This window comes from Thermococcus thermotolerans, assembly GCF_024707485.1.
Taxonomy (GTDB): Archaea; Methanobacteriota_B; Thermococci; order Thermococcales; family Thermococcaceae; genus Thermococcus; species Thermococcus thermotolerans.
The window spans coordinates 79680-92916 of sequence record NZ_CP102602.1 but is presented as its reverse complement, the minus strand read 5'-3'; the positions used below and the strand labels follow the sequence as shown (position 1 = coordinate 92916).

The 13237-nt window shown below is 54.9% G+C and carries 12 protein-coding genes; 9 read left to right on the top strand and 3 right to left on the bottom strand.

All coding sequences use genetic code 11. The annotated features are described in order from the left end of the window. The first annotated feature begins 49 nt into the window (after window positions 1–49). The 7 genes from minD to NUS69_RS00560 all read left to right on the top strand — a co-directional run bounded on the left by minD (window position 50) and on the right by NUS69_RS00560 (window position 7826). The gene (gene minD, locus NUS69_RS00590; protein ID WP_258084851.1) at window positions 50–787 is read left to right on the top strand and encodes a cell division ATPase MinD; all 738 of its coding nucleotides are present in this window, start codon (window positions 50–52) and stop codon (window positions 785–787) included. Beyond that, window positions 784–1527: an ATP/GTP-binding protein gene (locus NUS69_RS00585; RefSeq protein ID WP_258083962.1), complete on the top strand. Its 744-nt coding sequence runs from the start codon at window positions 784–786 to the stop codon at window positions 1525–1527. Before minD ends, NUS69_RS00585 begins: the two co-directional genes overlap by 4 nt. A gap of 121 nt (window positions 1528–1648) precedes the next feature. Next, on the top strand, window positions 1649–3088 hold the full coding sequence (gene asnB / locus NUS69_RS00580) for an asparagine synthase (glutamine-hydrolyzing) (protein WP_258083961.1): 1440 nt from the start codon (window positions 1649–1651) through the stop codon (window positions 3086–3088). 143 nt (window positions 3089–3231) lie between these two features. Continuing rightward, window positions 3232–4446: a cell wall-binding repeat-containing protein gene (locus tag NUS69_RS00575; RefSeq protein ID WP_258083960.1), complete on the top strand. Its 1215-nt coding sequence runs from the start codon at window positions 3232–3234 to the stop codon at window positions 4444–4446. A 38-nt stretch (window positions 4447–4484) separates the two neighbouring features. Then, window positions 4485–5522 (top strand): glycosyltransferase family 4 protein, encoded by a 1038-nt coding sequence (locus NUS69_RS00570; RefSeq protein ID WP_258083959.1) that lies wholly within the window; start codon window positions 4485–4487, stop codon window positions 5520–5522. Between the two features lie 32 nt (window positions 5523–5554). After that, window positions 5555–6574: an L-threonylcarbamoyladenylate synthase gene (locus NUS69_RS00565; RefSeq protein WP_258083958.1), complete on the top strand. Its 1020-nt coding sequence runs from the start codon at window positions 5555–5557 to the stop codon at window positions 6572–6574. Window positions 6575–6638: 64 nt separating this feature from the next. Then, complete coding sequence (locus NUS69_RS00560) at window positions 6639–7826, top strand: hypothetical protein (protein WP_407704645.1); 1188 nt, start codon at window positions 6639–6641, stop codon at window positions 7824–7826. 30 nt (window positions 7827–7856) lie between these two features. Here the strand turns inward: NUS69_RS00560 and NUS69_RS00555 are convergent, their stop codons facing one another. Next, window positions 7857–8285: a hypothetical protein gene (locus NUS69_RS00555; protein WP_258084850.1), complete on the bottom strand. Its 429-nt coding sequence runs from the start codon at window positions 8283–8285 to the stop codon at window positions 7857–7859. 81 nt (window positions 8286–8366) lie between these two features. On the opposite strand from NUS69_RS00555, the gene NUS69_RS00550 reads away from it, so the two are divergent. Further along, a complete protein-coding gene (locus tag NUS69_RS00550; RefSeq protein ID WP_258083956.1) occupies window positions 8367–9071 on the top strand; it encodes a nucleotidyltransferase domain-containing protein in 705 nt (234 codons plus the stop codon). A 21-nt stretch (window positions 9072–9092) separates the two neighbouring features. Here NUS69_RS00550 and serS read toward each other — a convergent pair whose 3' ends face one another. Both serS and NUS69_RS00540 read right to left on the bottom strand, forming a co-directional pair. Further along, window positions 9093–10460: a serine--tRNA ligase gene (serS, locus tag NUS69_RS00545; RefSeq protein ID WP_258083955.1), complete on the bottom strand. Its 1368-nt coding sequence runs from the start codon at window positions 10458–10460 to the stop codon at window positions 9093–9095. A 74-nt stretch (window positions 10461–10534) separates the two neighbouring features. Beyond that, window positions 10535–11737, bottom strand: coding sequence for a molybdenum cofactor synthesis domain-containing protein (locus NUS69_RS00540; protein ID WP_258083954.1), 1203 nt, complete (start codon window positions 11735–11737; stop codon window positions 10535–10537). Window positions 11738–11863: 126 nt separating this feature from the next. Here NUS69_RS00540 and NUS69_RS00535 point away from each other — a divergent pair, with 126 nt between their 5' ends. After that, window positions 11864–13228: an ATP-binding protein gene (locus NUS69_RS00535; RefSeq protein WP_258084849.1), complete on the top strand. Its 1365-nt coding sequence runs from the start codon at window positions 11864–11866 to the stop codon at window positions 13226–13228. Window positions 13229–13237: the final 9 nt, after the last annotated feature.

Here is a 13237-nt window from a genome sequence, read left to right as displayed (position 1 = left end):
ATAACTAAAGGTTCATAAAGGTTTAGCCGAAAAGTAGATGGGTGGGACAATGGGCAGGCTGATCTCCATTGCAAGCGGCAAGGGGGGCACGGGAAAGACCACAACGACTGCCAACCTCTCGATCGCCCTCGGAAAGATGGGTTATCACGTCTGTGCCGTTGACGCTGACCTTACAATGGCTAACTTGAGCCTCGTCATGGGAATCGATGACGCATACACAACCCTCCACGATGTTCTCGCCGGGAGGGCTACAATAAGTGATGCGATATACGCCACGGCCTATGAGAACGTTCACCTCGTTCCAGCATCGATAGACTGGGAGCACGTGATAAGGGCCGACCCCCGAAAGCTTCCCGAGACGATAAAGAAGCTGAAGGATAAGTTCGATTTTGTCGTGATAGACTCCCCCGCGGGGCTTCAGATGGACGCAATGAACGCGATGCTGAGCGGAGAGGAAGTTCTTCTAGTTACAAACCCCGAAATCTCGTGCGTCACCGACACTATGAAGGTAGGGATGGTTTTAAAGAAGGCAGGCCTGGCTATTCTGGGGTTTGTTCTCAACCGTTCGGGAAGGAGCGAGACGGAAATCCCGCCCGAGGTGGCCGAAGAGGTCATGGAAATACCCCTCCTCGCCGTTATCCCTGAAGACCCTGCCGTCAGGGAGGCCACCCTCGAAGGTGTCCCTGTGGTGGAGTATAAACCTGAATCGGAAGGTGCGAAGGCATTCATGGAGCTGGCGGAGAGGATCTCCAGAATATCCGGCCTCAAGGCCAGGGTGATGAGATGATAGTAACTTTCGTGGGAACTGCCGGGAGCGGAAAGACCACCCTAACAGCCTCGTTCGGGAGATACCTTGAGGAAAACGGCTACTCAGTTTCGTATGTCAACCTCGATACGGGAGTGAAGAGACTTCCCTACGAGCCCGATGTCGACGTCAGGCGGGACGTAACCGCCTGGGACATAATGGAGGAAGGCTACGGCCCCAACGGGGCAATAGTGGAAAGCTACGACCGACTTCTCCCAAGGGTCTCCAACTATGTCTCCACGATTCTGGAGGTGGAGAAGGGAAGCGATTACGTTCTCCTCGATACCCCCGGCCAGATGGAGACTTTTCTCTTCCACGAGTTCGGTGTCAGGCTGATGGAAAATCTTCCGGAACCGTTAACGGTCTATCTCTTCAGCCCGGACATACTGAGGAAACCCGCTGATTTCTGCTTCGTTCGCTTCTTTGGCATGATGATAGAACTGCGCCTTGGAACGACAACCGTTCCGGCCATGAGCAAGGTCGACACCGTGGAGAGACTTGAGGACTATAGGAGATACCTCGACGACGTGGAGTATCTGAACGCCAGGCTCAAGCTGGAGCCCTCGATGCAGGGACTCCTGGCGTACAGGATGTGCTCGGCCCTTCCGGAGCTGGCACCCCCCACGAGGGTTCTCTACATCTCCGCCAAGACCGGGGAGGGCTTTGACGACCTTGAGACCCTTGCCTACGAGCACCGCTGCACCTGCGGCGACCTGACATAGTTCAATCTTCCCCGCAGTTTCTGGGCAGGCTTTCAGTTTCGGGGAAACGTTATGAAAACGCTTTCAAGGAATAATGAAGAAGCCTTTTGGTGTCGTACCCCCAAGTCCCCACGGTGGGAGCATGTGTCTGATAGCTGGAGGAATCGGTGAGAGTTTGAAGGACAGGTTCATGAGGATGATAATATCCGGAAAGCACCGGGGAGAGGACTCCTTCGGCGTCTGGACAGATGGAGGTGTCTTCAAGTCCGATGACTTTTCACGCCTTTCCGAGATTCCCGAGGGAAAAATAGGTCTTCTCCAGTGCAGGCTGGCGATGACGGGCTCTTCCAGCTACACCCAGCCGTTCTACAACGACTTAGCCCTCGTCCACAACGGGGAGATATACAACCATGGGCACCTGAGGGCCTACCTCGAAGGAAAGGGTGTCTCCTTTGAGACCGACGTTGACAGCGAGGTAATCCTAAGGCTCATCGAACACCTCCTTGAGGGCGGGATGGACGTATGGGGGGCCGTCCGGAAAGCTATGATGATGCTTGAGGGAGACTACGCTGTGGCCTTCAGCGATGGGGAGAGGATATATCTCTTCAGAGATCCAATCGGTGTTAGGCCTCTCTACTACTCGCCGAGCGGCTTCTTTGCCTCGGAAAAGAAAGTCCTGTGGGCAATAGGCGAAGAGGCAATACCAGTGATGCCAGGCGAACTCGTGGTGATCTCAAATAGAGGTGCTGAGAGAAGGAAGCTCTTCATGATCACAGAACTCAGGAGAAACATGACACCGGAGAGGGCAAAGCGCGCGCTTATGAACGTTCTGGATCACGCGGTCAGGGTCAGGACAGGGAAAAGAACAGGTATTCTGTTCTCGGGAGGTCTGGATAGCTCGCTCATAGCCCTGCTGGCGTCCCACCATTCCGATGTTATTCTGTATACCTCAGGCGCAGAGGGCAGTCCCGACCTAGAATGGGCGCGAAAGGCCAGCGAACTCCTGGGGCTTCCGCTTAAGGAGTATGTCTTTGACATAGCCGACGTCCGCGATGCCGTTCCAAGGGTTATCTTTGCCATAGAGGAACCGAACCCAATGAACCTCGCGATAGGGGTTCCCCTTTATTTCTCAACGAGGCTGGCGAGCAAAGACGGATGCAGGCTTCTCCTAAGCGGACAGGGGGCCGATGAGCTCTTCGGAGGATATGCCAAGTACCTCAAGAACCCCGCGCTGATGGAGAAAGACCTCCTTGAGCTGGGGGAGAAAAACCTCGCAAGGGACGACAAAATAGCCATGCTCAACTCAGTTGAGGGGCGCGTGCCCTTCCTTGACCTGGCGGTGGTATCAGTTGCCCTGGGAACGCCAGTGGGATTAAAGATCAGGGACGGCACCAGAAAGGCCATTCTGCGGAAGATGGCGATCGAACTCGGCCTGCCAAAGGAGATAGCGGAACGTGAAAAGAAAGCCGCCCAGTATGGGAGCCACTCCCAGAAGCTCCTCGAAAAGCTGGCGAAAGGTGAAGGGCTCACCCTGAGCGAGTACGCCCGAAGAGCCTTTAACGAGGCCTTTAAACGTGGGTAAACGATTTTGAACGTCCGTTAATCCTCCCGGCATGAGGGGAGTCTTTCCGCCTTTCCCTTTCCCTCCAAGCCAAACGGGGACAAACGATTGCGTGAAAAATGCTTAAATAAGGCTTTTCCCAAGGTAGAAGCAGGTGAAAAGGCGTGATATGGAAAAGAGGGCTTGTAATCCTCATCGGTTTCATGTTCATGCTCGGCGGGGTTCCCCTCGGACACGCGGGTGCAGGGGATTTGAGGCTGGTCATCCTCGTGAGCGACAATGAAGCCGATGCCGCCATAGCCCAGAACGTGGCCGACCTCCTTGGTGCCCAGCTGATAGTAAGCCCGTGGGGAACGTACGATCCCGCGGCGAGCGCCGAAATACTCAGCATTGACCCGGACAGGGTCATAATAATCGGCGGCCCGGTTGCCGTTCCCGAGGAGTACACCGGAGACCTGGAGGAATTTGGAATCCCCTACGAGCGCTGGTACGGTGAGACCAGATACGAGACGAACCTCGTGGTGATACAGGCGCTCAAGGACGAGTTCCCGGACGTTTTTGATGGAATAAAAACCGTGGTCATAGCCAACGGTCGCGATGCCCTGGCGATAGAGGCCTATCTTGAGGCCATGAAGCTGAGGCCTTACGAGTTCAAGGGGAAGCCAATACTGATCCTCACGGATGAGGGGAGGGAGAACATAACGATAGCGGCACTGGGACGGTTCAGCGGTATAACCGAGGTCAAGTATGCCATTACATATTCCGGCAGGGAGAAGCCGATGTTTCCCCTGAACAGGGAAAAACTTGATGAATGGATGAAATCCCACTTCACAGGCTACGAGGAGGGAAACCTTGCCCAGTCCCCCACGAGGGATGAGGTTTATTCACTTCTCATCAACGTCCAGAACAAAACCGGCCGCGCTGAAGGGCTCCTTGATGGGCTCCAGATACCGGCCGCAAGGAAAAAGCTCGAAGGGGCGAAGAGTGCCCTGAACGCTGCATGGGATGCCTACAACTCGGGTGAATACTCCAGAGCGTACCAGCTCGCCATGATAGCCAGCTTCAATGCGGACTTTGTCATATCCCGCGCATACAGCGAGATGAGAACCGTATACCAGGGATCTGTGAGGATGCAGTTAGAGCTTGAGATACACCAGCTTGAGGTCATGGTTAGAGTACTCAAACGGAAGGGCTATGATGTGGGCGAGCTGGAGTCCCTCCTGGCTCAGGCCAAAGAGGCGCTCAGCAGGGGGGACTACTCCCTCCTCCTCAATGACCTGATACCTCAGATCAGAAACGAAATGGCGATGCTGACGACCAAAAGGAGCATGCCGGGCTCCCCCGGGATTCCTGGAGGACGGGACAGGGGAAGACCATAAGCCTTTTTAACGCCTCCTCTCCACTTTCTCCGGTCAAAATGAGGATTCTGATGGTAGGACACTATCCACCACACGGCGGAGGCGTTGCCAACCACCTGGACAGCCTCGTAAGGGAGCTGAGAAAGAGGCACGAGGTTCACGTCCTTACCTACGGGCCCATCGAGCCGAGGGAATTTGAATCAGAATTTGTCCACTACGTCACGGTTCCACCGGTTTATGGAATCAGGGGGACGAGCTTCGCCCTGCTTGGGGCAAGGGAGATATCCAGACTCCACAGAAAGTTTGGCTTTGACCTGATCCACGCTCACTTCATTGGAACGACGAGTTTTGCAGGGGTTCTCGCAAAGGAAAAAACCGGACTCCCTCTCATTGTGACGGCCCACGGAAGCGATCTAGAGCACACGGCAACGTTAGCCCTCGGGAGATTCTATGTGAAGAGAACACTGAACAGCGCTGACGCGATTATAGCCGTCAGCCACTGGCTCGCCAAGAAGGCGGCATCCCTCGGAGCGAGTAGGGTGAGGGTCATACCCAACGGTGTCAAACCGCTAAGAGAAACCAGCAGAAGGAGGGATTACATCACGTACATCGGAGCTCTCAGGGATTACAAGAGCCCAGAAACGTTCATAGAGCTGGCCCGCCGTCTGCCGGAGGAGAGGTTCCTTATGGTCGGTGACGGCCCTCTTAGAAAACAGCTCCAGGCAGTAGCTCCCCGAAATGTCGAGTTCACAGGCTACCGACACGATGTGGATACCATACTGTCCCGGAGCAAGCTGCTGGTTCTTCCTTCCAAGCGGGAAGGCTTTGGACTCGTCGTGCTTGAGGCTAACAGCCTCGGTGTCCCGGCGGTGGGAAGGCGTGTCAGCGCCGTCCCTGAGCTTATACGAGAGGGCAAAAACGGCCTAACGTTTGAGAGCCTCGATGAGCTGGTCAATGCTGTGAAACTGCTCCTAGAACCAAAGTTCAATGCTAAAGCGGGCCACAGGGGGAGGAGAATCGCCGGGACGTACTCATGGAGCAGAATAGCCCGTGAGGTTGAGGAAGTCTACGCTGATGTTCTTGGGCAACGTTTTTAACGGCCTCCTCCAGGTGAACCCTTGGTGGGAGAATGACGGTAGTAATCAACATGCGGGACGGAGTGGATGAGAGGAAAATAAGAATAGCCGCGAGATTCATACTGATGGGAAAGCTCGTAGCTTTTCCAACGGAGACAGTCTACGGTCTCGGTGCCGATGCGCTCAACGAAGAGGCCGTTAAGAGGATATTCGAGGCCAAAGGCAGGCCCCCGGACAACCCGCTCATAGTCCACATCTCCGATTTCGACGACCTGAGGAAGCTTGCGAGAGACATCCCAAGGGAGGCGAAGCTTCTCGCCGAGAGGTTCTGGCCCGGTCCGCTGACGATGGTTCTGCCCAAGAGGGAGGAGGTTCCCTACGCCACCACCGGAGGCCTCGACACCGTCGCGGTAAGGATGCCTGCCCATCCGATAGCGCTCGCCCTTATAAAGGCCAGCACCCCGATAGCGGCACCTTCCGCAAACATAAGCGGAAAGCCCAGCCCAACACTGGCGGAACACGTGATAGACGACTTTTATGGAAGGATAGACTGCATAATCGACGGGGGCGAAACGAAGATCGGTGTCGAGTCAACGGTCATAGACATGAGCTCCGAAAGGCCGACCCTGCTGAGGCCCGGCGGTCTGCCCCTTGAGGAGATAGAGCAGGTCATAGGCGAGGTCGAGATACACCCCGCCGTTAGGGGCAAGCTGGTCGATGTGGCCCGTTCACCGGGTATGAAGTACAAGCACTACTCCCCCAACGCCCAGGTTATAGTCGTCGAAGGAAAGCGGGAGAACGTGCGGGCGAAAATAGCGGAACTGGTCGAGGAGTACCGCGCAAAGGGTCTCCGCGTGGGAGTCATGGCAACCGAGGAGTATGGGGCCGATGAATTCTTCTATCTCGGAAAGACCGAGGAGGAAGTTGCAAAGAACCTGTTCAGGGCCCTCCGAGAGCTGGATAAGCGCGGGGTAGATGTGATAATCGCCGAAGGCGTCGAAGAGAAGGGCCTCGGATTTGCGGTCATGAACAGACTTAGGAAGGCAGCGGGGTACAGAATAGTCTGGGCATAGACAACGCTTAAATATCCCGAGTCATTAACTTTAGCCAACAAGCCCTGGACTTGAATCATGTGGGGTGAGAAATTTGCCAGCGAACATCGGACTAGAAGGGCCAGAAGAGCTCGAACAGCTCGCCTTCAAGAGGCTCAATGAAGGGAGAATCAAAGATGGCCTAAAATTGGTTCTCCGCGCCGCGAAGGGTTATGAGGGGGAAGGCAAAACCGAAGACGCCGCGAGGCTGTATAAGTACCTCGGATACGTCCTTCTCAAAAAGACAAACGCCATCGATAAGGCCAGGCCCTCCCTTCTCAAGAGTGCCTACCTGTATATCGACCTCATAGAGGCGGAGGTCTCCCGCGCGGAGGTTGATCTCGACATTCTCGATGAGTACTGCTCAAACGTTCTTGAGATTTTCATGACGCTTAACGATGAGAAGAACCTGATGAAGTATGCCGAAGAGTTCGCGGCCATTTATGAGGACCTCGGCAATTCCTATCAGGACAATGATGACATTCCCATGGCAATAAGGGCTTATGAGTCAGCCTACCGATACTACAGGATGATAGACAATATTGAATCGTACAAGAGGCTCGCCGAGACCCTGATAACCCTTTACGGCCAGGTCGCGGAGGGCAGACTGGAGAAAGGAGATGCCCTCGGCGCCGCGGAAGCTTTTTACCGGCTTGCGGGCTTTATCCGTGCAATATTTGGCTACGACATACACTTCATAGAGATGATGGACACAGCGGCCAAAAACTTTGAGAAGGCCAGCAAGATAGCCTACTCCCACGGAGACCTGGACGGAACTACCAGCTGTCTTGTAAAGGCCCAGTATGCATACCTACTTGCGAAGAACTTCAGCAGAGCGAAGCTCATCGGCCTCAACACAGCAAGGATGCTCTACCAAGTAATCAGCTCGTACCGCGCTCAGAGGGATTATGAGATGGCCGCAGAGAAACTTACGGAGCTCACTGAGGCCCTCATAGGGATGGGGAAGCTAAACGAGGCCATGGAAGCGTACAAAAACGTGTTGGAAACCAAGAGCGATCTGAAGTTCCGCGCCAGGGTACGCATAGCAGTTCTCAAACACTACGCCGCCACCACAGGCTCGGAGGATGTCCTCGTCGATATAGATAATATCGAGTACTACTTCAACAAGAGGGCATATATAAGGGCACTTGAGCTGGCAGAAAACGCGATGCTCCGCGAGGGACTTCAGGAGGCTGCCTCCAAGATACACGAAGCTGAGGGAATATATCATTAATGACACTAAAATTTAATGGAATAGAAAGGGTCACTGGGGCTGGGGCCTAACCTCAACCCTTGGAAGAGGCACATGGTACGGCAGGCGCATCTCCTTGGCCATAAGCATGAGTATCGGCGATACTTCCTTGGTTATGAAGTTAACGACTTCGGCAAAGGTCAGTGAGTCTATCTTTTTCTCCTCCTCCCAGAGGTTGAGTATTTCGTCTATTTTGTCCTTTTGGAGGGGAACGTAGAGTATCACGCCCTCAATTGCGCCCTGGGCGATCTTGGGGTTGTAATCAATCTCGTACCTGAAAAGTATCTCTATCCCATTCATCTTTCCGGTGGGGGTGCGTATCTCCCCGAGGCGCATCTCTTTAACCTTGGGAGAGAGCCTGACTTCTATCTGGCCCTGGGGCACCGAGAGTGTGACCCTCTCAAGCTCTATCTTGGTTACGTTGAATCCCAGCACTGGCATTTCTTTCACCACCCAAAACTGGTTCCCGCTATATAAAACGCTATCGGTAGGGCTTTAAACGTTCCGGTCGAGCTTAGCTCGATGCCGAGGGAAAAGGTAGTTCGCGTTTGGGATGAGAGGGAGGTCGTCTACTCCCCAAAGCGCTGGCGCTACCTGTGGGAAAAGCGAGAAAAGGCGCTTGAGATCATGGAGAGACTGGAGCAGTTCGACCCCCAGCTCTACGGGAGCGTCGCAAGGGGAGACGTCAGACGGGACAGCGACATAGATGTGTTCATCCCCTACCGGGTGCCGAGCTACCTCATCGAGCTGGCCCTTGAGGGGCTTGTGAGCAGGAGAAAGATAGTCATGGCCACCCCCTGGCACCTCATCAAGGGCGTCATCGAGATAGACGAGGAAACGACGGTCACCTTCCCGCTGATCGACCCCACCGACAGGGAGCTTGAGTTCTACAGGTGGGGAGGGATGATAGACATATGGGGCGTGAAGACCAGGCAGCGCGTTCCAGGGGTGAATAAGAAGCTGATACTTATAGTCCCCACGGAGAGGGGTCACATAGAAAGGGAAGTCGTGGGGCGGGAGAGCGAAGTGGCGAAGACTCTCGGCGTGAGCATCGAGGTCGTTACCGAGCGCGTCCACGTTCTCACGAGGAGGGACGCCATCGGAAGGACCGGCATCTACATCAACGAGGAAGTTCCTGACTGGATGAGCTTCGAGGAGGCGCTGAAGCTGATAGCCGACCGCGACCCAAACGTGAGGAGAAAGGTGAGGGAGCGCGGCGGAATATGAGAGAACAGGGGGAGGGGGTGCTCAATCCTGACAGCACCTCTCCTTCATGTGGGCCGGCAGTATCTCCTTGAAGCCCGTGTACTTCCAGAGGGCCTTCGGGAGCTTTACGACGCCTTCTTCCGTCTGGAAGTTCTCAAGTATCGCCACTATCGCCCTTGAGGTTGCTATAGCCGTCGAGTTGAGCGTGTGGACGAACTTGGGCTTTTCGTGGGTCTTGTCGCGGTAGCGGATGTTCAAGCGTCTCGCCTGCCACTCGGTACAGTTGCTCGCGCTGACAACTTCCCTGAACTTGCCCTGGCCCGCCATCCAGGCCTCTATGTCGTACTTCTTGGCAGCCACGTATCCCAGATCGCCGGTGCAGATGTTTACAACGCGGTAGGGAATCTCAAGCTCCTGGAATATCTCTTCCGCGTTCTGGATGAGCTTCTCGTGCCACTCCCAGCTTTCCTCTGGCTTCGCATAGACGAACTGCTCGACCTTGTGGAACTGGTGAACGCGGAAGATTCCCTTAGTATCCTTGCCGGCGGTTCCGGCCTCCTTTCTGAAGCATGGGCTTATTCCGACGTAGAGCAGCGGTAAGTCCTTCCCTTCGATTATCTCGTTGGCGTGCATTCCAGCGAGCGGGTGCTCGGCGGTCGGGATTAGATAGAGATCCTCGCCCTCGACCTTGTATATAACGTCCTCGAAGTCGCCGAAGCTCGTGACGCCCTCCTCCACAAAGCGCCTGACCATGTACGGCGGTATGACCGGGACGAAGCCCTTCTCGATGAGCTTGTCGAGGGCAAAGCGGAGCAAAGCCAGGTCGAGGATGACGAGCTCGTTCATGAGGTAGTAGAACCTCGAACCGCTGACCTTCGCGGCCCTTTCAAGGTCCGCACCACGGAGGATTTCGAGCATATCAACGTGAAGCCTCGGCCTCCAGTCGAGAACCTCATACTCCATCTTCCCGAGGCTCTGCTCCTTAAAGCTCTCAAGGAAGCCCTCCCAGACGCGGGCCTTGCCCCAGAACCTTATTGGGACGTTCTCGCTGTCGTCCTTGCCAATAGGAACGGTTTCATGGGTGATGTTCGGGAGACGCCAGAGGTAGTAGTCAATTCTCTTCCTCAGCTCTTCAACCTCTTTCTCAAGCTCCTCGATCTGCCTCACTATCTCGTTGCTTTTAGCCAGCAGATCGTCTATCGGCTCTCCGGCCTTCTTGCGCTTGCCTATCTGGACGGCAAGCTGGTTGCGCTCCTTCCTGAGTGTGTTTATCCTCTTCAGGTTCTCGCGCCACTTCCTGTCAAGCTCCAGAATCTCGTCTATCCACTTGAGCTTCTCAAGCTCGCCGCGCTTTATGAGGTCGCCCTTAACGAGGTCGGGATTTTCACGGATGAGCTTTATGTCCAGCATAGTCTTCCACCTGGGAGAAGAAGGTGAAGGAGTTTAAAAAAGGTTTTGATGGGGGATTTGGAGGGACGACAAAGTCAGCCGAAGAAAGTAACCTCGACTTCCTCCCCTGCTTCCAGTATCTCCACGTTCTCCGGCACCTCGATGAAGCCGTCGGCCTCTATGAAGCTCGTAACGGCCCCGCTTCCCCTGAGTATGGGTATAGCTTTTTCGCCCTCTATCCTGACCGGCAGGAACTGGCGCCTGCCCTTTACCGAGAAGACCTTGTGGGCGAGCCTCTTCCTGACCTTCCGAACTTCGCTCTCCCTTCCGAGGAGCTTTCTTAGGAGGGGGGCGACGAGCAGGGTGAAGTTGGTCAGGCAGCTGGTCGGGTAGCCCGGAAGGCCGAAGACGGGCTTTCCGTTGATCAGGCCGATTATCGTTGGCTTTCCTGGCTGGATCGCTATGCCGTGGATTTTGACCTCACCGAGCTCCTCGATTATCGAACTGGTCAGGTCCCTTATTCCACCGCTCGCACCGCCGCTGAGAAGCACTATGTCGCAGCACTCAATACCTTTCTCGATGAGCGCCTTGAGACTCCCGCGGTCATCCCTTGCAATGCCGAGGAAGATGGCATCCCCACCGAGCTCCCTGACCGCGTCCGCTATTGCGCGGCCGTTTATGTCGTATATCTGCCCGTATCTCAGCTCCGTCCCGGGGAGGACTACTTCGTTTCCGGTGCTTATAACTGCCACCCGGGGCTTCCTGAAGACAGGAACCTCGGCGATTCCCACAGCGGACAGGAGGGCGGTGTCCTTGAAGGTCAGCCTCGTTCCACGTTTGAGAAGAGCCTTCCCCTTCGGGATGTCGGTTCCGACCTTCATGACACCGAGACCTGGGTTGGCCGGCTTGTAGATGATGACCTCCTGGCCTTCCCTGTCCACGTCCTCGAACTGTATCACCGCATCGGCATTCTTAGGCAGGGGAGCGCCCGTGGAGATGTAAACGCTCTCACCGGGCTTGAGCTCCACTGCCGGCGTATCTCCTGCGTTTATCTCCCCGATAACCTTCAACCTCACCGGCTCGCTCTCGCTCGCCATGAAGGTGTCCTCAGCCCTTACGGCGTAACCGTCGACGGTGGCCCTGTCAAAGGGGGGAACGTCCACTGGGGAGGTTATATCCTCTGCCAGGACTCTGCCGAGGGCCTCGCTTAAGGGAACGCTTTCGACTTGGGGCTGCAGTGGGAATGAGTCTATGACCTCAAGGGCCCTTTCCAGAGGGACGACCTTCAGGAACGCCATTCTATCACCGGGAGAAAAGATAACGCCCTTCTATAAATGGGTTTGCGTAAGTGAAAGTGTTTACTTCCCCGAGTACCTGCGAAACCCTTAAATTTTATCCTGTCAAAGATTATCTTGGTGAAGATAATGTTTGTGAACCGAAAAAATGAGCTGGCACTACTCGACAAGCTATACCACTCTGGAAAGAAGGAGGTCTTAATCCTCTACGGGCGCAGGAGGGTAGGAAAGACGGAGCTTGTGAAGATATTCATCAAGGACAAACCGGCCATCTACTTCCTCGCCGACAGGAACGGCCTGGAGACCAACGCGAGGAGGTTCTACCTTGAGACCGCGGAAAAACTCGGCCTGCCTGCGGTCGAGGTGGACGATTTCAGGAAAGCCTTTGAGCTAATAAAACTCAGGGCTTCGGGAAGGCTCGTCGTAGTGATAGACGAGTTTTCCTATCTACTGCTCACGGACAAAAACACGCCGGCGGTTTTCCAGCATGTGATCGATGAAATCCTGGACGACCGCTTTTTCCTCATACTCAGCGGTTCCCTGGTTGGTCTGATGGAGGGACTAATGGGCTATAACAACCCCCTCTACGGAAGGAGAACCGCACAGCTCAGGCTGAAGCCCCTGAACTTTTTCCACGTGGCGGAATACTTCAGGAACAGACCGCTGGAGACTGTAGTCAGGATCTACTCGGTAACCGGTGGGGTCCCTATGTACTTCCGCCTCTTCAGAGGGGAGGACTTCGAAAGGGAGCTTATGGAAACAGCGTTTTCGCCCACTTCAATCCTCTACGAGGAGCCCGAGTTTATACTGAGGGAGGAATTAGGGGATGTGCACCGCTATTACCTAATCCTGGAGGCCCTCGCTAACGGGAGACACAGGGTCAGTGAGATTGCCCAGTACGCTAGCATAGAGACGAAGGACATGCCCAAATACTTGAGAACGCTGATTTCTCTTGACTTGGTGAGAAGGGAGGTGCCCATAACGGAGAGCGAGAGGAGCAGAAAAGCCCGCTACTACCTGAACGACAACTTCTTCACCTTCTGGTTCCGCTTTGTCAAGCCCAACCGCGGGAAGATAGAGATTGGAACGTTCGAGATGGATTGGGGCGCCTTTAATACCTACGTTGGGAGGATCTTCGAAGAGGTGGCGAGGCAGTTCCTGATCGAGCTGAACAAAGCAGGAAGGCTTCCCTTCACGTTCACGAAGATTGGAAGGTGGTGGCACAGGAGTGAGGAGATTGATCTGGTCGCTTTGAACGATAGGACAAAGAAAGCCCTCTTCGTCGAAGTCAAGTGGAAAGGTCTGAGCGAGAGGGAAGCGCGGGGAGTTTTGAAGAATTTGGAGAAAAAGACAGTCCCTATGGGACTTGAGGACTGGGAGGAGTGGTATGGGCTGATTGCAAAGGAGATAGAGCGAAAAGAGGCCTTGAGGGCTGAAGGCTACCTCCTCTGGGACTTGGAGGACTTCAAAAACCTTATTTCTCCTAAGTCTTAGCCACCAAGG

What these genes read in the sequence shown, in the direction of transcription:
- minD (WP_258084851.1), top strand. Translation starts at nt 50, where the DNA reads ATGGGCAGGCTGATCTCCATTGCAAGCGGCAAGGGGGGCACGGGAAAG.
- NUS69_RS00585 (WP_258083962.1), top strand. Translation starts at nt 784, where the DNA reads ATGATAGTAACTTTCGTGGGAACTGCCGGGAGCGGAAAGACCACCCTA.
- asnB (WP_258083961.1), top strand. Translation starts at nt 1,649, where the DNA reads ATGTGTCTGATAGCTGGAGGAATCGGTGAGAGTTTGAAGGACAGGTTC.
- NUS69_RS00570 (WP_258083959.1), top strand. Translation starts at nt 4,485, where the DNA reads ATGAGGATTCTGATGGTAGGACACTATCCACCACACGGCGGAGGCGTT.
- NUS69_RS00565 (WP_258083958.1), top strand. Translation starts at nt 5,555, where the DNA reads ATGACGGTAGTAATCAACATGCGGGACGGAGTGGATGAGAGGAAAATA.
- NUS69_RS00555 (WP_258084850.1), bottom strand. Translation starts at nt 8,285, where the DNA reads ATGCCAGTGCTGGGATTCAACGTAACCAAGATAGAGCTTGAGAGGGTC.
- NUS69_RS00550 (WP_258083956.1), top strand. Translation starts at nt 8,367, where the DNA reads ATGCCGAGGGAAAAGGTAGTTCGCGTTTGGGATGAGAGGGAGGTCGTC.
- serS (WP_258083955.1), bottom strand. Translation starts at nt 10,460, where the DNA reads ATGCTGGACATAAAGCTCATCCGTGAAAATCCCGACCTCGTTAAGGGC.
- NUS69_RS00540 (WP_258083954.1), bottom strand. Translation starts at nt 11,737, where the DNA reads ATGGCGTTCCTGAAGGTCGTCCCTCTGGAAAGGGCCCTTGAGGTCATA.
- NUS69_RS00535 (WP_258084849.1), top strand. Translation starts at nt 11,864, where the DNA reads ATGTTTGTGAACCGAAAAAATGAGCTGGCACTACTCGACAAGCTATAC.